This is a genomic window from Listeria fleischmannii subsp. fleischmannii LU2006-1, assembly GCF_000344175.1.
Classification (GTDB): Bacteria; Bacillota; Bacilli; order Lactobacillales; family Listeriaceae; genus Listeria; species Listeria fleischmannii.
The window spans coordinates 55,090-74,753 of sequence record NZ_ALWW01000009.1 but is presented as its reverse complement, the minus strand read 5'-3'; the positions used below and the strand labels follow the sequence as shown (position 1 = coordinate 74,753).

Annotated in this window: 15 protein-coding genes and 2 pseudogenes; all 17 read left to right on the top strand. The window is 39.2% G+C overall.

Annotation, left to right across the window (positions count from 1 at the left end):
- Window positions 1-99: 99 nt before the first annotated feature.
- The 17 genes and pseudogenes from recA (at window position 100) to dtd (ending at window position 19,629) form a co-directional block, all read left to right on the top strand.
- The gene (gene recA / locus LFLEISCH_RS04515) at window positions 100-1,149 is read left to right on the top strand and encodes a recombinase RecA (protein WP_007473473.1); all 1,050 of its coding nucleotides are present in this window, start codon (window positions 100-102) and stop codon (window positions 1,147-1,149) included.
- 298 nt (window positions 1,150-1,447) lie between these two features.
- Window positions 1,448-3,010, top strand: a complete 1,563-nt coding sequence (rny, locus tag LFLEISCH_RS04510) for a ribonuclease Y (protein WP_007473471.1) — start codon at window positions 1,448-1,450, stop codon at window positions 3,008-3,010.
- Window positions 3,011-3,123: 113 nt separating this feature from the next.
- A pseudogene (locus LFLEISCH_RS04505) lies at window positions 3,124-3,850 on the top strand (YebC/PmpR family DNA-binding transcriptional regulator).
- 47 nt (window positions 3,851-3,897) lie between these two features.
- Complete coding sequence (locus LFLEISCH_RS04500) at window positions 3,898-5,244, top strand: aldehyde dehydrogenase (RefSeq protein ID WP_007473465.1); 1,347 nt, start codon at window positions 3,898-3,900, stop codon at window positions 5,242-5,244.
- A 77-nt stretch (window positions 5,245-5,321) separates the two neighbouring features.
- Window positions 5,322-6,257 (top strand): L-lactate dehydrogenase, encoded by a 936-nt coding sequence (locus LFLEISCH_RS04495; protein WP_007473464.1) that lies wholly within the window; start codon window positions 5,322-5,324, stop codon window positions 6,255-6,257.
- Window positions 6,258-6,330: 73 nt separating this feature from the next.
- Complete coding sequence (gene ruvA / locus LFLEISCH_RS04490) at window positions 6,331-6,933, top strand: Holliday junction branch migration protein RuvA (protein WP_007473462.1); 603 nt, start codon at window positions 6,331-6,333, stop codon at window positions 6,931-6,933.
- A gap of 13 nt (window positions 6,934-6,946) precedes the next feature.
- Window positions 6,947-7,960, top strand: coding sequence for a Holliday junction branch migration DNA helicase RuvB (ruvB, locus tag LFLEISCH_RS04485; RefSeq protein ID WP_007473460.1), 1,014 nt, complete (start codon window positions 6,947-6,949; stop codon window positions 7,958-7,960).
- Window positions 7,957-8,984, top strand: a pseudogene (gene queA, locus LFLEISCH_RS04480) (tRNA preQ1(34) S-adenosylmethionine ribosyltransferase-isomerase QueA). Before ruvB ends, queA begins: the two are co-directional and overlap by 4 nt.
- Before the next feature lie 75 nt (window positions 8,985-9,059).
- Window positions 9,060-10,199, top strand: coding sequence for a tRNA guanosine(34) transglycosylase Tgt (gene tgt, locus LFLEISCH_RS04475; RefSeq protein WP_007473456.1), 1,140 nt, complete (start codon window positions 9,060-9,062; stop codon window positions 10,197-10,199).
- 30 nt (window positions 10,200-10,229) lie between these two features.
- A complete protein-coding gene (gene yajC / locus LFLEISCH_RS04470; protein WP_007473454.1) occupies window positions 10,230-10,556 on the top strand; it encodes a preprotein translocase subunit YajC in 327 nt (108 codons plus the stop codon).
- A gap of 205 nt (window positions 10,557-10,761) precedes the next feature.
- Window positions 10,762-11,079, top strand: coding sequence for a post-transcriptional regulator (locus tag LFLEISCH_RS04465; protein ID WP_007473453.1), 318 nt, complete (start codon window positions 10,762-10,764; stop codon window positions 11,077-11,079).
- A gap of 32 nt (window positions 11,080-11,111) precedes the next feature.
- On the top strand, window positions 11,112-13,376 hold the full coding sequence (gene secDF / locus LFLEISCH_RS04460) for a protein translocase subunit SecDF (protein WP_007473451.1): 2,265 nt from the start codon (window positions 11,112-11,114) through the stop codon (window positions 13,374-13,376).
- Window positions 13,377-13,466: 90 nt separating this feature from the next.
- Window positions 13,467-13,844, top strand: a complete 378-nt coding sequence (locus LFLEISCH_RS04455; RefSeq protein WP_007473449.1) for a LapA family protein — start codon at window positions 13,467-13,469, stop codon at window positions 13,842-13,844.
- A 119-nt stretch (window positions 13,845-13,963) separates the two neighbouring features.
- Complete coding sequence (gene recJ, locus LFLEISCH_RS04450; RefSeq protein WP_143211950.1) at window positions 13,964-16,261, top strand: single-stranded-DNA-specific exonuclease RecJ; 2,298 nt, start codon at window positions 13,964-13,966, stop codon at window positions 16,259-16,261.
- A gap of 27 nt (window positions 16,262-16,288) precedes the next feature.
- Window positions 16,289-16,810 (top strand): adenine phosphoribosyltransferase, encoded by a 522-nt coding sequence (locus LFLEISCH_RS04445; protein WP_007473444.1) that lies wholly within the window; start codon window positions 16,289-16,291, stop codon window positions 16,808-16,810.
- A gap of 137 nt (window positions 16,811-16,947) precedes the next feature.
- On the top strand, window positions 16,948-19,164 hold the full coding sequence (locus LFLEISCH_RS04440; RefSeq protein ID WP_007473442.1) for a RelA/SpoT family protein: 2,217 nt from the start codon (window positions 16,948-16,950) through the stop codon (window positions 19,162-19,164).
- 12 nt (window positions 19,165-19,176) lie between these two features.
- Complete coding sequence (gene dtd, locus LFLEISCH_RS04435) at window positions 19,177-19,629, top strand: D-aminoacyl-tRNA deacylase (protein ID WP_007473440.1); 453 nt, start codon at window positions 19,177-19,179, stop codon at window positions 19,627-19,629.
- Window positions 19,630-19,664: the final 35 nt, after the last annotated feature.

The following is a 19,664-nucleotide window of genomic DNA, read 5'->3' as shown; positions in this document are numbered from 1 at the left end:
TATTGAATGAATTAAGTATAGTTATTTGATGGAATTTATAGTTAAGGGAATTGGATTGAATGAATAATGGAATGAGATATATATAGAGGAGGCAATAATGTGAACGATCGTCAAGCTGCGTTAGACCAAGCACTAAAATCTATTGAAAAACAATTTGGTAAAGGTTCGATTATGAAGTTAGGGGAACATAGCGATCAAAATATATCCACTGTGTCAAGTGGATCGTTAGCCCTTGACATCGCATTGGGGGTAGGTGGCTATCCTAGAGGTCGAATTATTGAAACATATGGTCCAGAAAGTTCTGGTAAAACAACGGTTGCGCTCCATGCCATTGCAGAAGTACAAAAGCAAGGCGGAACGGCTGCATTTATTGATGCAGAACATGCTTTAGACCCAACTTATGCTAAAAATTTAGGCGTTAATATTGATGAGCTATTGCTATCACAACCAGATACAGGCGAGCAAGCACTTGAAATTGCTGAAGCGCTTGTAAGAAGTGGTGCAGTAGATATTTTGGTTATTGACTCAGTAGCAGCGCTTGTTCCACGTGCTGAAATTGAAGGGGAAATGGGAGATGCCCATGTTGGTCTTCAAGCACGTTTAATGTCTCAAGCTTTGCGTAAATTATCTGGTGTTATTAACAAATCAAAAACTATTGCGATTTTCATTAACCAAATTCGTGAAAAAGTGGGTGTGATGTTCGGTAATCCGGAAACAACTCCTGGTGGGCGTGCATTGAAATTTTATTCCACTGTTCGTTTAGAAGTGCGTCGTGCCGAACAATTAAAACAAGGTACGGATGTTATTGGTAATAAAACAAAAATTAAAGTTGTAAAAAATAAAGTAGCACCACCTTTCCGTGTGGCGGAAGTTGATATTATGTACGGTGAAGGGATTTCTCGTGAAGGTGAACTTGTTGATATGGCTTCTGAAGTGGATGTAATCAATAAGAGTGGTTCTTGGTATTCTTATAATGAAGAACGTATTGGACAAGGTCGTGAAAATGCGAAACAATTCTTGAAAGAGCATCCAGAAATTCGTGATGAAATTTCAAAACGCGTTCGTATGGAATATGATATTGATGTAACAGGCGAACAAGCGAGTGCTCCAGATGCGGATGAAGAATTTAATCTTTTAGAAGAAGAATAAGAAGGTAAAAAACTTGTTTATGGCTTGCTATAAACAGGTTTTTTACGTTTATGAAGTAGAAAAGTATTTTTTATAACTTTATTTTGTAGAATTTTGCCCTTTCCTTGACAATACGTATATTCAACTATAAAATTAGAATGTATATTTTACATTGCTAAAGAGTACGGATGGAAAATAAAAAATGCTTTTTAGTAAAATCGGAGTCATCCGATTAATGATGAAAAATACACTTTGTGCCAATCATTTTTGGCCACCGACATAATGATAACGAAAATTGAATAGCAAAGGAGGTGTAAGGATGATCGTAGTAGTCGCAATCATCTCCGGTTTGCTTTTCTTAATCGTCGGTTTGGTTGTCGGCTCACTTATTTATAAAGCTAGTTCTGAAAAGAAACTAGTTGCTGCTCGCGGAACAGCTGAACTTATTGTTGAAGATGCTAAAAAAGAAGCGGAGACAACAAAAAAAGAAGCACTGCTTGAAGCGAAAGAAGAGAGCCATAAGGTACGTACTGAAATCGAAAATGAACTTCGTGGGCGAAGAGGAGAGTTACAAAAACAAGAAAATCGCTTATTGCAAAGGGAGGAAAACCTCGACCGTAAAGATACTTCTTTAAGTAAAAGAGAAGGTACACTCGAGAAAAAAGAGGAGAATATCAGTAAACGACAACAACATATTGAAGAGAAGGAAAGCAAAATTGATGAGATGATTCAAAAAGAGCAAGATGAGCTCGAACGCATTTCCGCACTCACTAAGGAAGAAGCGAAAAAAGTCATCCTTAACCAAGTAGAAGAAGAGCTTTCACATGACACAGCCATTATGGTGAAAGAATCAGAAAACAAGGCGAAGGAAGAAGCGGACAAGAAAGCGAAAAACATTTTATCACTTGCCATTCAACGCTGTGCAGCAGATCATGTTGCTGAAACGACTGTATCTGTCGTCACACTTCCAAACGATGAAATGAAAGGTCGAATTATTGGTCGTGAAGGACGAAATATTCGTACTCTTGAGACGCTAACGGGTATCGATTTAATTATTGATGATACACCAGAAGCTGTTATTTTATCTGGTTTTGATCCAATTCGTCGTGAAATTGCACGAATTGCACTAGAAAAATTAGTTCAAGATGGTCGAATTCACCCTGCACGGATTGAAGAAATGGTGGATAAAGCAAGAAAAGAAGTGGATGAACATATTCGCGAAGTCGGCGAACAAGCTACTTTTGAAATTGGTATCCATTCGATTCACCCAGACTTAATTAAAATATTAGGTCGCTTACGTTACCGTACAAGTTACGGACAAAATGTTTTAAATCATTCTCTAGAAGTTGCCAAACTCGCTGGTATTTTAGCTGGTGAACTTGGCGAAGATGTGACACTGGCAAAACGCGCGGGTCTCCTTCATGATATTGGGAAAGCGATTGACCATGAAATAGAGGGAAGCCACGTTGAAATTGGTGTCGAATTAGCAACGAAATATAAAGAAAATGATGTTGTGATTAACAGTATTGCTTCCCACCACGGGGATACTGAACCAACGTCTGTCATTGCTGTTTTAGTTGCTGCTGCAGATGCGCTTTCTGCTGCTAGACCAGGCGCACGTAGTGAAACACTTGAAAATTACATTCGCCGTTTAGAAAAACTGGAAGAAATTTCGGAATCTTACGAGGGTGTTGAAAAATCGTATGCCATTCAAGCTGGACGTGAAGTTCGGATTATGGTTGAGCCAGACGAAATTGATGATTTAGCATCATATCGTTTAGCTAGAGATATTCGTAAACGTATTGAGGAAGAACTTGATTACCCTGGTCACATTAAAGTAACTGTGATTCGGGAAACAAGAGCTGTTGAATACGCGAAATAAAAGAAAGCGTTGGGACTTGTCCTGACGCTTTCTTTTTTATGTACCGATTAACTTGCGTCACTAGTTTGAATGCGTTACACTTTTAATAACGAATAAAAGGAGCGTGAAGCGCGGTGGCGGGGCATTCAAAATGGAAGAATATTCAAGGCAGAAAAAATGCACAAGATTCAAAACGAGCGAAAATTTTTCAAAAGCTTGCAAAGGAAATTTATGTAGCGGCAAAGAATGGTCCTGATCCTGCGTTAAATCCTGCGCTAAGACTTGTCATGGATAAGGCAAAAGCGGCGAATATGCCAAATGATAATATCGACCGTGCCATTCAAAAGGCTAGCGGAAATCAATCGGGGGGAAAACTATGATGAAGTTTCTTACGAGGGATATGGCCCTTCTGGGGTTGCTATTTTGGTGCACGCGCTGACGGATAATAAAAATCGTACGAGTACGAATGTGCGCGTTGCTTTTAATAAAAATGGCGGAAGTTTAGGCGAAACAGGTAGTGTGTCTTATCTTTTTAATCGGAAGGGTTACCTCGTTTTGTTTCGTGAAAATTTGGATTTAAGCGAAGATGAACTAATGTTACTTGCGATTGATGCAGGAGCTGAAGATATTCTAACGAGTGATGAGGCTTTTGAAATTTTCACCGAGCCAACCGATTTTCTTTCAGTAAAAGAACAGTTAGAAAATGCTGGGCTTACATTTGAAGCAGCAGAATTAACGATGATACCAACTATTTATCAAAAAATTCCAGAGAATAAGCAAGCTGAATTTGAAAAAATGATTAGTTTATTAGAAGACGATGATGATGTACAAGACGTCTATACGAATGCGTTTCAAGACTAAACACCAGGCACCTTTATTGTAGGTGCCTTTTTTAGGAGGAGAAAATCATGCAAAGTAGTGAAATTATGAACCGACAAAAAAGTTACTTTGACGAAGGGCATACAAAGAGTTATTTACACCGAAAAACAACACTCGAAAATTTAAAAATGTTACTTCATGAAAATGAAAATCTGTTTTTAGAAGCACTACAAAAAGATCTTGGAAAAAGCAGTTCAGAAGCTTATATGACAGAAATTGGGATTATTTATGAAGAGATTTCTTTTGCTTTAAAACATTTAAAAAAATGGATGCGTGCCGAAAAAGTAAAAACAAGTGTCACGCATCTTGGATCGAAAGGGTTTATTCACAAAGAACCTTACGGGACGGTTTTAGTCATTGCGCCGTGGAATTATCCGTATCAATTAGCGCTTTCGCCATTAATCGGGGCCATTGCAGCAGGAAATACAGTGATTCTAAAGCCATCCGAACTTGCGCCACAAACCGCCCTTGTTCTGGAGCATGTTTTATCGCGCTTTCGTGAAGAAATTATTGCTGTTGTAAACGGAGGCGTGGAGACGACAACGGAATTACTGGAACAAAAACAAGATTATATTTTCTTTACGGGTTCGACTCATGTTGGAAAAATTGTCATGCAAAAAGCGGCAACGCATTTAACGCCTGTTACACTTGAACTGGGCGGTAAAAGCCCGCTTATTATTACAAAAGATGCGAATATCCAGCTTGCGGCCAAACGTGTGGCATTTGGGAAATGGTTAAATGCGGGGCAGACTTGTATTGCGCCTGATTATTGTTTTGTTCAAGATGAAGTTTATGATGCGTTTAAAATGGCCTTAGAAGCTGCTATTTCGGACTTATATGGTGATAACCCGCTTGAGCATCCGGAATATGGTAGGATTGTTAATGAGGCGCATTTTAAACGGCTTTTAAGTTATGCGCCAGATGCGAAGGTTGATGAAGCAAAGTTAAAAATGGCGCCTTATCTTTTGGAGGAGCCTGATGTTTATAGTCCCGTGATGCAGGAGGAAATTTTTGGGCCGATTTTACCTTTAAAACGTTTTACAGAGGTTCAGGATGTGATTCTTTTCATTCGTGAGAGACCTAAACCGCTTGCCCTTTATCTCTTTACGACAAGTCGCGAAATTGAGCGGAAGTTTATTTTTAACACTTCTTCTGGGGGTGTATGTATAAATGATACACTGATGCATATTTCGACACCGTATTTGCCATTTGGCGGTGTGGGCGATAGTGGTATGGGAAATTATCACGGGGAAGCTAGTTTTAGAACTTTTTCGCATGAAAAAAGTGTGCTTCGTCAGACGAATGCTTTTGATATGAAGTTTCGTTATCCGAACTCTAAGCACCGGGAAAACATCGTGCGTTTCTTCTTAAAGTAAGTTTTACCTATTGCAGAAGCTTCTCCTTTTTTTGTAAAATAGAAATCGAGAGTGAAAAGTAGAAGGGAAGTAAAAGAATGAAACCACGGAAAGTTATGATTATTGGAGCAGGAAATGTGGGCACTGCTGCCGCACATGCTTTTGTTAATCAACGTTTTATTGAAGAGCTGATTTTAGTTGACATAAATCAAGACCGAGTAGAAGGAAATCGGAAAGACTTAGCGGATGCAGCTGCATTTATGCCGGGGAAAATGGATATTTCCGTTCGGGATGCAAGTGACTGTTCGGATGTTGATATTGCAGTGATTACTGTAACTGCTGGAGCGTTAAAAGAAGGACAAACTCGGCTTGATGAACAAAAGAGCACGTCTAAAATTGTAGCGAGTATTGTCCCGGAAATGATGAAAGGCGGCTTTAATGGCATTTTCTTAGTGGCTACAAACCCTTGCGATATTATTACGTATCAAGTTTGGAAATTATCTGGATTGCCGAAAAATCGCGTTTTAGGTACAGGCGTCTGGTTAGATACAACGAGACTTCGCCGCCTTTTAGCAGAACGACTTGATATTGCTGCACAAAGCATTGATGCCTTTATTTTAGGAGAACACGGTGATTCGCAGTTTCCAGTATGGTCGCACTCCTCCATTTACGGGAAATCGGTGAATGAATATAGCTTGGAGAAACTAGGTGAGTCTCTTGATTTAAAACGAGTTGGCGAGATTGCTCGTGATACGGGTTTTGAAATTTATCACCAAAAAGGTTGCACGGAATACGGAATCGGGGGCACGATTGTCGAGATATGCCGACATATTTTTAGTGGCAGTCAGCGGGCTTTGACCGTTTCTTGTATTTTAGAAGGCGAATACGGAGAGAATGGATTAGCGATTGGAGTTCCTGCGGTTTTAAATCAAGATGGTGTGAAAGAAATCATTGAATTAAAATTAGATAATGCTGAAAGAGAAGCCTTTCAAAATTCTGCTCGTGTGATTAAAGATAGTATTGCGCTTTTGTAATAGCTTTGTTAGCACAAATGTTCGTAATATGCTATCATGAAAGATATGGGCATGACAGAAAGGACGAATGAACGTGTATGATTATATGAAAGGCCAAGTTACGGCCATTACACCAGAGTATGTAGTTGTAGAAGTTTACGGAATTGGTTATCAAATTGTGGCCGGAAATCCCTTTGCTTTTTCAGCTTCAGAAGGAAAAGAAGCAAAAGTTTATTTATACCAACATGTACGCGAAGATAATATTACTTTATTTGGCTTTCAAACGACCGAAGAACGCTATTTATTTAAAAAACTACTCGGCGTCTCTGGGATAGGTCCTAAAAGCGCACTCGCGATTACAGCGGCAGGAGATGCCACCCAGTTAATTAATGCCATTGAAATAGAAGATGATGTGTATCTAACTAAATTCCCAAGCGTTGGGAAAAAAACAGCGCGTCAGATTATTCTTGATTTAAAAGGAAAACTAGGCGACGTTGTAACAAGTGAGATTCCCCATTTTACTCCCCAAAAAGAGATTACAGATGGCCTGAATCCTCAGCTTGAAGAAGCAATTCTTGCGCTGCAGGCACTTGGGTATAGTGAGCGGGAACTTAAAAAAATCATTCCGAAACTAACTGAGGAAATCATGACGAGTGATGAATATATAAAGTTAGCTTTAAAGTTAATGACAAATTAAGGAGGTTTGTGGCATGGATGAGCGTATCGTTTCTTCTGAAAATGTCAGTCATGAAGAAATATCGTTTGAAACAAGCTTACGGCCACAGTTCTTAGCAGAATATATTGGTCAAGATAAGGTGAAGCATAATCTAAGTATTTTTATTGAAGCAGCAAGAAGAAGAGAAGAAGCGCTTGATCATGTGCTTTTATATGGCCCTCCTGGTTTAGGGAAAACAACGCTTGCAATGGTTATCGCAAATGAACTTGGCACAAATATTAGAACAACAAGCGGTCCAGCTATTGAGCGTCCAGGGGATTTGGCGACCATTTTAACGTCACTTGAACCTGGGGATGTTCTTTTCATTGATGAAATTCACCGGCTATCTAAATCCATTGAAGAAGTACTTTATCCTGCGATGGAAGATTATTGCTTAGATATTGTTATTGGAAATGGTCCTTCTGCTAGGTCAGTCCGTCTTGATTTACCACCATTTACATTAATCGGTGCGACAACGCGTGCTGGCCAGTTATCAGCGCCACTGCGCGATCGTTTTGGTGTGATTGATCATTTGGAGTTTTATACGGAAGAACAACTGATGGACATTATTTTACGAACTGCTAAGATTTTAACAACTGAGATTAATAGAGATGGTGCGCTTGAGCTTGCCAGACGTTCAAGAGGAACCCCGCGGATTGCAAATCGATTGTTAAAACGCGTACGTGACTTTGCGGAAGTCAAAGGAGACGGGCTTGTTTCATATGATGTCGCAAAAGATGCCCTCACTTTACTTAGAGTTGATCCACGAGGACTGGATACGATTGATCAAAAACTTTTAAAAACGATTATGACATCATTTCGTGGGGGACCAGTTGGACTGGATACCATTTCTGCGAGTATTGGTGAGGAACGTGAAACGATTGAAGATATGCATGAGCCGTATTTATTGCAAATTGGCTTTTTGCAACGTACACCAAGAGGTCGACTCGCTACACAACTGGCGTATGACCATTTTGGAATTAAAAATGAAAAAGGTGTCATGGAATGAAAGTAGAAGATTTTGATTTTGATTTACCAGAGTCACTCATTGCGCAGACTCCGCTACTTGATCGGACATCTAGTCGTCTTATGGTACTCGATAAAACGACAGGCGATATCAGTGATGAAAAGTTTACGAATATTATTGATTATTTAAATGAAGGGGATGCGCTTGTTTTAAACGACACGCGCGTTTTACCTGCTCGCCTCCACGGCATTAAAGAGGAGACGGGTGCCCATATCGAAGTGCTTTTGTTAAAACAAAAAGAGGGCAATAAGTGGGAAACGCTTGTAAAACCGGCTAAGCGAATTCGCGTTGGGGCGAAAATTTCGTTTGGTGAAGGGGAACTCACGGCGATTTGTACGGAAGAGCTTGAACATGGTGGTCGAATACTTGAGTTTCATTATACAGGTATTTTTTATGAGATTTTAGAAAACCTCGGCGAAATGCCGCTACCTCCCTATATTAAGGAGCAGTTAAGTGATCAAGATCGTTATCAAACCGTTTATGCGAAAGAAAATGGTTCGGCGGCTGCCCCAACAGCTGGGCTACATTTTACAGAAGAACTTTTAGAGACGATTCGGAAAAAAGGGATTCATATATGTTTCGTGACGCTACATGTTGGCCTTGGCACATTTCGACCAGTAGACGTAAGTGACACAGAAAATCATAAGATGCATTCGGAATTTTATCGTTTAAATGCTGAGACAGCGGCCATATTAAACGAGGTTAAGGCAAATGGTAAAAAAATTGTGGCGGTTGGGACAACTTCGATTCGAACACTTGAAACCATTGCCACGAAATTTGACGGCGAACTACAAGCAGATTCCGGTTGGACAGACATTTTTATTTTCCCGGGCTATACATTTAAAGCAGTGGATGCCTCATCACGAATTTCCACTTACCAAAATCCACGTTAATTATGCTAGTTTCTGCTCTTTCAACACGTGAAAATATTTTAAATGCATATCATCATGCTGTAGAAGCTAAATATCGCTTTTTTAGTTTTGGCGATGCGATGTTTATTCATTAATTTTGTGAAAAACCTTGTTTTCTGCGCTTGTTTTCGTTATGCTATTTTAGTAGAGAAAAAAGAAAGAGGTAACACATGACAGCGATTCGTTATGAATTAATTAAAACTGATAAAAAAACAGGTGCGAGGTTAGGTAAGTTACACACTCCGCACGGTACGTTTGATACACCTATGTTTATGCCTGTCGGTACGCAGGCCACGGTAAAAACGATGTCTCCAGAGGAACTAAAAAAAATGGGGGCAGGCGTTATTTTAAGTAATACCTATCATTTATGGCTTAGACCTGGAGAACAACTTATCGAACAAGCTGGAGGGTTACATAAATTTATGAACTGGGACCAGCCTATTTTGACCGATTCAGGCGGTTTCCAAGTGTTTAGTTTAAGTGATATGCGTGATATTAAAGAAGAAGGCGTTCATTTCCGTAATCACTTAAACGGCGATAAACTGTTCTTATCCCCAGAGAAAGCTATTCAAATTCAAAATGCACTCGGCTCAGACATTATGATGAGCTTTGACGAGTGCCCGCCTTATCCGGCTACACATGACTATATGAAACGTTCTGTGGAGCGGACCTCAAGATGGGCTGAACGTGGCTTAAAAGCACATATGAAGCCTGACATTCAAGGACTATTTGGTATCGTTCAAGGGGGAGCATATGAAGACTTGCGACGTCAAAGCGCGGAAGATTTGGTCTCGCTTGATTTCCCGGGATACTCCATCGGTGGACTTTCTGTTGGAGAGCCAAAAGATGTGATGAATGAAGTACTTGAATTCACAACCCCTTTTCTCCCAAGTGGAAAGCCCCGCTATTTAATGGGCGTTGGTTCGCCAGATTCACTGATTGACGGGGTTATACGCGGCATTGATATGTTTGATTGTGTGTTACCAACACGTATTGCGAGAAATGGGACTTGTATGACTTCAAACGGTCGTCTTGTTATTAAAAATGCGAAATTCGCGAATGATTTTGGTCCACTTGATGAAAACTGTTCATGTTATACTTGTCAAAACTATTCCAGAGCTTACATCCGCCATTTAATTCGCTGTGATGAAACATTTGGAATAAGACTTACGACTTATCATAATTTACATTTTCTGTTAAACTTAATGAAGCAAGTTCGTGACGCAATTCGTCATGATCGTTTGCTTGAATTCAGGGAAGAATTTTTTGAGCAATATGGCTTTAATGGGCCAAATGCGAAAAATTTTTAATAAATAACTTTTTAAAGGAGCTGACAATTTTTGGGTACTTTAACAGCGTTTATTCCAATTATTTTGATGATTGTTTTGTTCTACTTCTTACTAATTAGACCACAGCAAAAACGTCAAAAAGAAGTAACAAACATGCAAAATAGTTTAGCAAAAGGAGACAAAATCATTACGATTGGTGGTCTTCACGGAGTAGTTGAGGCAATTGAAGATGGTACTGTTGTGCTTAAAGCAGGCAATACAAAACTTACTTTTGACCGCAATGCGATTCGTACAGTTCTTGAAAAAGGAAATACTGCACCTGCAGTAGCACCAGTTGAGCCTGTCGAAGAAGAAGCAAAAGAAACCGAAGAAAAATAATAAAGATCCGTTCTAGTCAAAACTAGGGCGGTTCTTTTTTATATAAAAAGAAAAAGGACCAGAACGTATGAAAATCACCAATTGAATCTAGTATTTTCAAGAATAAATGTGTCATTTATGTGGATTTTTCACTTTCTACTTTTCATTTGGCCATTTTTTAGATAAAATGGGAATAGTTGATTGTAAAATGAGGAGGGGAAGTGCGATGAGGCACGAAGACTGGTATGAAAGTTTGGAACCAGCTATTTTAATTAAAGTGGAAGATTTCCATCTTCTTAGTTATAGAGAAATCAAACCAGAACATATATGGTCATTTTTAACAGAAGTTAAATGGGCTAAAAACCCCACTCCAAATTTGCATGAGCGTGTGAATGACATCATGCAGATGAACATTGGACAATTAATGGACTTTATTACAAAAGCATCTAAAGGGCCAGCAATTAGTGCTAGCACAAGTAATGAAACGTTTGAAACAGAAAAACCGGATGATGATGTAGCGTCATTGGAAGAGCTTTCTAAATAGCATTTCATGGTTTAGATGAGGGAGGAAAAGAAATGATTAAGAAAAGTAGGTTAGTAACCTTCTTCCTAGTTGTGGCTATTATTTTTGGGGTCGTTTTCAGTACAGGGAAAATGGTTTTACAAAATATTAATCTGGGACTAGATTTACAGGGCGGATTTGAAGTGCTTTATCAAGTAGAACCTGCTTCTGGAAAAGGTGAGGTGACTAAGCAGACACTTACGGATACGGTAAGTGCCCTCGACCGCCGTATTAATAGTATCGGCGTAGCTGAGCCTAGCATCACAATTGAAGGAAATAATCGTATTCGTGTCCAGCTTGCTGGGGTAACGGATCAAAACGAAGCTCGAAAAATGCTATCTACAACAGCGGAACTTTCTTTTAGAGACGCGAAAGATAAACTGATGATGGATGGCTCGGACTTAGTTCCTGGTGGAGCTAAACAGGCTTTTGACCAAAATAATCAACCGATTGTTACACTGAAACTAAAAAGTGCTGATAAGTTTGCTGATGTAACAAAAACGATTTTGGCTGAAAAGCCTAATAACCAACTTGTTATTTGGTTAGACTGGAAAGAAGGCCAAAAATACGAAACAGAGAAAACTAAAAAAGATCCTGCCTACTTATCCGCACCAAATGTAAACCAAGTTTTAGACACAAACAAGGTTGAAATTTCTGGTAGCTTTACTGTAGAAGAAGCGAAGGATTTGGCGAACTTACTAAATTCAGGTGCACTTCCTGTTAAGATGACTGAAGTTTATTCGACATCTGTTGGGGCACAGTTTGGACAAGATGCGCTTGATGAAACAATTTTAGCAGGGATTATCGGAGTTGCAGCTATCTTTATCTTTATGATGCTTGTATACCGTATTCCTGGGATTATTGCATGTGTCACACTTGTAGCGTATACGTATATCGTTTTACTTGTACTTGCTCTGCTTAATGCAACACTTACACTACCAGGTATTGCCGGGCTCATACTCGGGATAGGGATGGCGGTCGACGCGAACGTTATTACCTACGAGCGGATAAAAGAGGAGCTCAAAGTGGGGAGGTCGACGAAAGCGGCATTTGAAGTTGGGGGTAAAGAAGCCTTCCGTGCCATTTTCGATGGAAATATTTCGACCCTTCTAGTTGCTTGTGTCTTGTTCTATTTCGGAACAAGTTCGATTAAAGGTTTTGCGACAGTGCTTATTATTAGTATCTTAGTCAGCTTCCTAACAGCGGTTTGGGGTTCTCGTGTGTTACTCGGCTTATTAGTTAAGAGTAATGCACTAAATAATAAACCACGCGTCTTTAGTGTTAAACCGAGTGCCATTCATAACCTGCATGACGGGATTAGCACCTATGACTTAAAAACACCATTTGATCGTTTTGATTTCGTTAAAAACCATCGTTTATTCCTCTGGATCTTTACAGGAATTGTTGTGGTTGGAATTGTCGTTCTAAGTGTGTTTAAACTCAATCTAGGTATTGATTTCGCGAGTGGTACGAGAGCAGAAATTACTTCAAACTCACCACTAACGGAAGAACAAGTGAAGAAAGATTTAGATGATATCAATATGCCTTCTGATAATATTGTGTTCCAAGGTAAAGACAATAAGACGGCAGTTGTATCTTATAAAGGTGCCCTGTCTCAAGACGAAATCGCGAAATTCAAAACGCATTTTGAAAAAGAATATAAGCATGAACCAAGCATTAGTACTGTAACGCCAACTGTAGGTAAGGAACTTGCTAAAAATGGTTTATACGCGCTAGCCATTGCTTCGGTGTTGATTGTCATTTATATTGCGATTCGCTTCGAATTTTATATGGGGATTGCCGCGATATTATCACTGCTCTTTGACGCCTTTACAATCTTTATATTCTTTAGTATATTCCAGATTGAGGTTGATTTAACCTTTATTGCTGCGGTCCTAACGGTTATCGGTTATTCGATAAATGATACCATTGTAACAGCCGACCGTATCCGTGATATTGGTCGTAAGATGGGACGCTATAAAACAAAAGAAGATGTTGCATTTGCTGTTAATCACGGGCTACGTCAAACGTTCACCCGCTCGATTAATACAATCTTGACAGTTATTTTCACTGTAGTAGCACTTGTTGCATTTGGTAGCGAATCGATTCTAAGTTTCTCAATTGCTTTACTCGTTGGTCTAATATCAAGTGTATTCTCGTCCATTTTCATGGCTATGCAACTATGGTATGTCTTTAAATCACATCAAGTGAATAAAAAGGGACCAATCGCAACAGTTAAGAAAAAGAAAAGACGTAATCCATCACAACCAATGGTCTAATAATCTGATGAAGCCGGACAATTGTCCGGCTTTGTTTTAGGGCTTTTCCTAAGGGGAATAGATGGTTAAATGAAAAAGGAGAGATGAACTATGAAAAATCAGTGGCAGGTTATTGTCGGGATTATCCTTGCTATTTTAATTGCTGTATTTGCTATTATCAATGTAGAATCCGTACAAGTGAATTTCTTATTCGCAAAACTAGAATGGCCTCTTATTTTAGTAATTTTAGGCTCTGTTCTTATTGGTTGCTTAATTATTTTCTGTCTAAATATTAGTAAGGTGCGGGGGATGAATAGACAAATTAAACAACTAGAAGAACAAAAAACAGACTTAGAACGTCAGCTTGCTGCCGCAAAAGCAATGAAAACTAAAAATTCAACCGTTGCGATTCGTGATACAAATGAAGCAGAAACGAATTCTGCTGGAGAAGCTACCACGCAAGATACAACGGCACCAAAGGAAAACTAAAGTGCATTTTATACGCGTGAAGGTGCATACTAAGCTCAAATCATTTTGATTTGAGCTTTTTACTATTGGTTTTTCTGATGTTTTTCGATATAATAGGAGGGTTGAAAGGTGGGGGAATTGTGATTCATTCGAAATATAAATGGAAGACCGAAGATGTGGATGCTGTAAAAGTGACAAACTTAGCCCAGGAATTGAATGTGTCGCTTCCGCTTGCAAAAATGCTTTTAAAACGTAAGATTACGACTGAAGGACAGTATGATAAATTTATGAATCCCTCTAAATATACGGGTTATGATCCTTTTTTATTTGCAGAAATGGAAAAGGCTGTAGAACGCATTAAGTCCGCTATTTCAGCGGGTGAAAAAATTATGATTTACGGGGATTATGATGCTGATGGTGTGACGAGTATCGCGGTCCTCTACAAGACGTTAGAAAGCTTAGGGGCACTTGTGCAGTTTTATATTCCAAATCGTTTTACAGAAGGGTATGGGCCTAATCAAACAGCTTTTCAAATGATTAAAAATCAAGGCTTTGATTTAATTATCACCGTGGATAATGGGATTGCTGCTCTTGAGGTGATGGAATTTGCTCAGGAAATCGGGATGGATGTTATCATAACAGACCATCATGAAATGCGCGAGACATTACCAGAAGCCGTTGCCGTCATTCATCCGAAGCATCCTGACTCCAACTATCCTTTTGAAGATTTGGCAGGCGTAGGCGTTAGCTATAAGCTCTCTCATGCACTACTGGGCGAGGAGCCGTCCCATTTACTCGATTTAGTAGCAGTAGGAACTGTTGCGGACCTTGTATCTTTAACGGATGAAAATCGTCTTTTTGTTCAAAAGGGACTCCAAATTTTACGTGAAAACCCTAACACAGGTCTTCGAGTTCTCGCTTCAAAAGCAAAGGTGAAATTAGAGGAGGCAAACGAAGAAACGATAGGTTTTGCCATCGCTCCAAGACTAAATGCAATCGGTCGCCTAGGTGCAGCAGATCCAGCCGCAGAACTCCTTCTTGCGTTTGAAGAGGAAGAAGCCGAATATTTAGCCGAGGAAATTGATGAGGCGAATGTGAACCGTCGTAAGTTAGTGAGCGATATTACAGCGGAAGCCACTGCTCTTTTAGAGGCTAAAAGTGAAATTCCAAGTGTGATTTTAGTAGCTGAAAGAAACTGGAATCTAGGCGTTCTTGGTATCGTGGCGTCGCGTTTAGTAGAAAAGTATCATCGTCCTGTCATTTGTCTTGCGATTGATGATGAAAAGCGCATCGCGAAAGGTTCCGGACGAAGTGTACCTCATTTCCATCTTTACCAGGAATTAGATAAAAATAGAGAACTCCTAGAAGCGTTTGGCGGGCATCCAATGGCGGCGGGTATGACCGTCTCTCTTGACAATTTAGATACTCTTGAAACGGCTTTGATCCAAGAAGGGGATCAGTTAGATGTTTCGGGTATAAAGCGCGAACTTTATGTAGAAGATACGTTAGAATTAGCTGATGTATCACTTGAATTTATTCAAATGATCGAAAAGATGGCGCCATTTGGAACTGGCAATGTGAAGCCTATTTTTCAGTTTAATGACCTTTATTTGAAAGATACGAAGCGGATTGGGGCGGATAAAACACATTTGAAAACCGTACTCACAGATCAAAGTGTGTCTTTAGACGGTATTGGTTTTAATTTAGGCGATTTAACAGATAATTTGACGCAAAATGCGCTAGTTAGTTTGGTAGGCGAATTAAATGTGAATGAATGGAACAATATTCGTAAACCGCAACTTCGCTTAATGGATCTTGAGGTGGATCAATTTCAGCTTTTTGATGCACGTAACCGAACAGAATGGCAACGCTTATTATCAGAATCTGAGCGCGAACGTGTTTTCATTTGTTTTAATAAAGAAACGGTCCAAAATCTTCCTAAAGTGACAGAGAATGTCGTGTATACGCCTGACGATAGGGAGTCAGCACGCGAGCTCGTATTTGTGGATTTACCAAAAGATGTGCATCATGTCGAAGCTTTTGTGAAAAAATTCCAACCTGAGCGTATCTATGTTCATTTTGGGGCATCAGAAGACGCTGCGTTTCAGGCACTGCCAGACCGAAAGGCATTTAAAGACCTGTATGCATTAATCAAAAAATATCAGCCTTTTTCGCTTGAAAAGTATGGTCCTGCTTTAAATCGAAAGTTTGGATGGAGTAAAGGCCAAATTGATTTTATGTCAAACGTGTTTTTTGAGCTAGATTTTGTTAAAATAGAAAGTGGCGTGATTTTACTTAACGATCATTCTGGAAAACGAAATTTAGAAGAAGCTGAAATTTATCAATCGAAAAAACAAGAACTAGCAACGCGAGAAAAACTGCTTTATGCGAGCTTTAATGAGTTATTTAGCTGGATGAAGCGCATTATGGAGGCATAAGTGCCTACCGACTTTGGAGGAGTAAACATGGATTTAAATGAACTGAGAAATTTTGTTGCAATCGTAGATGATTGGCCAAAAGAAGGCATTGTATTTAAGGATATTACACCACTTATGAACGATGGTGAAGCTTATAAATTTGCGACGGATCAAATTGTCGAGTATGCAGAAAAACTAGCGGTGGATTTAATTGTTGGGCCTGAAGCACGTGGATTTATTATTGGTTGCCCGGTTGCTTATGCGCTAGGCATTGGTTTTGCACCTGTTCGTAAACCAGGTAAATTGCCACGTGAAACGATTGAAATGGAATATGAATTAGAGTATGGTACGAATAAACTAACCATGCATAAAGATGCGATTAAACCTGGACAACGCGTTTTAATTACAGATGACTTATTAGCTACTGGTGGTACGATTGAAGCGACCATTAAGTTAGTAGAAAAGCTAGGCGGAATTGTTGTCGGTTGTGCTTTCTTAATTGAATTAACGGAATTAGAAGGCCATAAAAAATTAAACGGATATGATCGCTTAATTTTGATGGACTTTTGAGTAAAAAAACCATTTTCTATTGAGAAGATGGTTTTTTTCTGACTATATAGGAAAACTACTTTCTAAAGCCACTTTAGTTGTGTATAATATTAGCAAGAATCTTTTTTAGATAAAGGAAAAAAAGGGGGTGGATGAAGATGGCTAAAGAGCAAAATTTAACAGCCGAACAAGTCATTGAAATGGCTTCCAACTATATGAATGAAAATCACTTAAAAATTGTGAAGAAAGCTTACGAATTTGCACGTGATTCACATAGTGAACAGTTTAGAAAATCGGGAGAGCCATACATTATTCATCCAATACAAGTAGCGGGGATTCTTGTGGAGCTTAGAATGGATCCTGAAACGGTCGCAGCTGGCTTTTTACATGATGTTGTGGAAGATACAGAGGTAACATTAGAAGACTTATCAGAAGCATTTGGTGCCGAAGTGGCTATGCTCGTTGATGGGGTAACTAAACTTGGAAAAATTAAATATAAATCGCATGAGGAGCAACAAGCTGAAAATCATCGTAAAATGTTCATTGCGATGGCACAAGATATTCGTGTCATTTTAATCAAATTAGCTGACCGTCTGCACAATATGCGTACACTTAAACACTTACCTGTTGAAAAACAGCGTCGGATTTCGACTGAAACGCTTGAAATTTTTGCACCGCTTGCGCATCGACTTGGGATTAGCCGAGTGAAATGGGAGCTTGAGGATACAGCATTACGCTATTTAAATCCGCAGCAGTATTACCGAATTGTTCATTTGATGAAACAAAAGCGCGGTGCTAGAGAGCGTTATTTACAAGATGTGATTGACGGGGTTTCAGAGAATTTAGATGAGTTACACATTGAAGCGGATATATCTGGTAGACCTAAACACATTTATTCAATCTATCGTAAAATGTCCGAGCAACATAAACAATTTAATGAAATTTATGATTTATTAGCGGTTCGAATTTTAGTAAGCAGTATTAAAGATTGTTATGCGGTTTTAGGTGTTATCCACACACGATGGAAACCGATGCCTGGCCGGTTCAAAGATTATATTGCGATGCCAAAATCCAATATGTATCAATCGCTTCATACGACGGTAATTGGTCCCCAAGGTGAACCTCTTGAAGTCCAGATTCGGACCCATGAGATGCATCAAATTGCTGAATACGGGGTTGCGGCGCACTGGGCGTACAAAGAAGGCAAAGTCGTAAATTCCAAAACTTCTTTTGATAATAAAATGACATGGTTCCGTGAAATTTTAGAGTACCAAAATGAGTCTGATAATGCGGAAGAGTTTATGGAGTCATTAAAGCTAGATTTATTTGCAGATGTTGTCTATGTCTTTACTCCAAAAGGCGATGTTTACGAGCTGCCAAACGGATCTGTTCCGCTTGATTTCGCCTACCGCATTCATACGGAAATTGGGAATAAAACGATTGGGGCTAAAGTGAATGGCAAGATTGTAACCTTAGATTATAAGCTGAAAACGGGGGATATCATCGACATTTTAACGTCGAAACATTCCTATGGCCCAAGTCGTGATTGGTTAAAACTTGTCCAGACATCTCAAGCGCGTAATAAAATCCGTCAATTCTTCAAACGGCAAGCGAAAGAAGAAAATGTCGAAAAAGGCCGGGATTTGGTTGAAAAAGAACTTCGTCAATTGGATTTTGAACCGAAAAAGATTATGACGAACGAAAATCTCGGACGCCTCCTTGAAAAGCTGAATTTTGCCCATGAAGATGATTTATTTGCAGCTGTTGGGTATAACGGCATTACGGCGCTTCAGGTAGCCAATCGTTTGACGGAGAAAGAGCGGAAAGAGCGAGAGCAGGAGGAGCAAACGGAAAAATTACTCACGCAAGCAGAAGCGCGTAATAATACGGCGGAGGCAAACAACGAAAAACTTAAGATTAAGCACAATGCGGGTGTTGTTGTGCAAGGTGTTGGAAATTTATTAATTCGTTTGTCGCGTTGTTGTAATCCGGTTCCCGGTGATCAAATTGTTGGCTATATTACGAAAGGGCGTGGGATTTCCATTCACCGCTCTGATTGTCCTAATGTCCAGTCTATTGAAGATGAACGTTTGATTGATGTAGAGTGGGAGGATGCTGATTTTCAGGCTAAAAATGATTACAATGTGGATATTGAGATATATGGGTATAACCGCAATGGCCTCTTAAATGATATTTTGCAAGTTATTAATAGTTTGACATCCAATATTAATGGGGTAAATGCCAAAGTAGATAATAATAAAATGGCCACACTTGTTTTAACGCTTCAAATTCATAATATTAATCATTTACAACGTGTAGTGGATAAAATTAAGCAAATTCCAGATGTCTACACAGTTAGACGTCTTATGAGCTAGGAGGTTAGCGATATGCGTGTACTTCTTCAACGTGTAAAAAGTGCAAGTGTCTCGATAGATGAAGAAATTATAGCAGAGATTCCTCGGGGATTTTTGCTATTAGTAGGATTTACTCATACAGACACAGAACGTGAAATTGACAGCTTGGTTCAAAAAATTGTAAACTTACGTATTTTTGAAGATGAGAATCAAAAAATGAATTTATCGATTCAAGATGTCGCTGGAAGTCTACTTAGTGTTTCGCAGTTTACGCTTTATGCAGATGTAAGAAAAGGGCGTAGACCTAGTTTTACTGATTCTGCACCTGGTCAAGAAGCAGAAAAACTATATAATTTATTTAATAAAAAGCTTGAGGAAGCTGGTTTTGGCGTTGAAGTTGGTGTTTTTGGTGCAGATATGCAAGTCTCACTCATTAATGACGGGCCGGTAACCATTTTCTTAGATTCTGTTGATTTGGTAAAATAGAAAAATCGGAAAATCATCAATTGATTTTCCGATTT

Coding starts and splice junctions, on each gene's coding strand:
- rny (WP_007473471.1), top strand. CDS start 1,448: ATGATCGTAGTAGTCGCAATCATCTCCGGTTTGCTTTTCTTAATCGTC.
- LFLEISCH_RS04500 (WP_007473465.1), top strand. CDS start 3,898: ATGCAAAGTAGTGAAATTATGAACCGACAAAAAAGTTACTTTGACGAA.
- LFLEISCH_RS04495 (WP_007473464.1), top strand. CDS start 5,322: ATGAAACCACGGAAAGTTATGATTATTGGAGCAGGAAATGTGGGCACT.
- ruvB (WP_007473460.1), top strand. CDS start 6,947: ATGGATGAGCGTATCGTTTCTTCTGAAAATGTCAGTCATGAAGAAATA.
- tgt (WP_007473456.1), top strand. CDS start 9,060: ATGACAGCGATTCGTTATGAATTAATTAAAACTGATAAAAAAACAGGT.
- LFLEISCH_RS04465 (WP_007473453.1), top strand. CDS start 10,762: ATGAGGCACGAAGACTGGTATGAAAGTTTGGAACCAGCTATTTTAATT.
- secDF (WP_007473451.1), top strand. CDS start 11,112: ATGATTAAGAAAAGTAGGTTAGTAACCTTCTTCCTAGTTGTGGCTATT.
- LFLEISCH_RS04455 (WP_007473449.1), top strand. CDS start 13,467: ATGAAAAATCAGTGGCAGGTTATTGTCGGGATTATCCTTGCTATTTTA.
- LFLEISCH_RS04445 (WP_007473444.1), top strand. CDS start 16,289: ATGGATTTAAATGAACTGAGAAATTTTGTTGCAATCGTAGATGATTGG.
- LFLEISCH_RS04440 (WP_007473442.1), top strand. CDS start 16,948: ATGGCTAAAGAGCAAAATTTAACAGCCGAACAAGTCATTGAAATGGCT.
- dtd (WP_007473440.1), top strand. CDS start 19,177: ATGCGTGTACTTCTTCAACGTGTAAAAAGTGCAAGTGTCTCGATAGAT.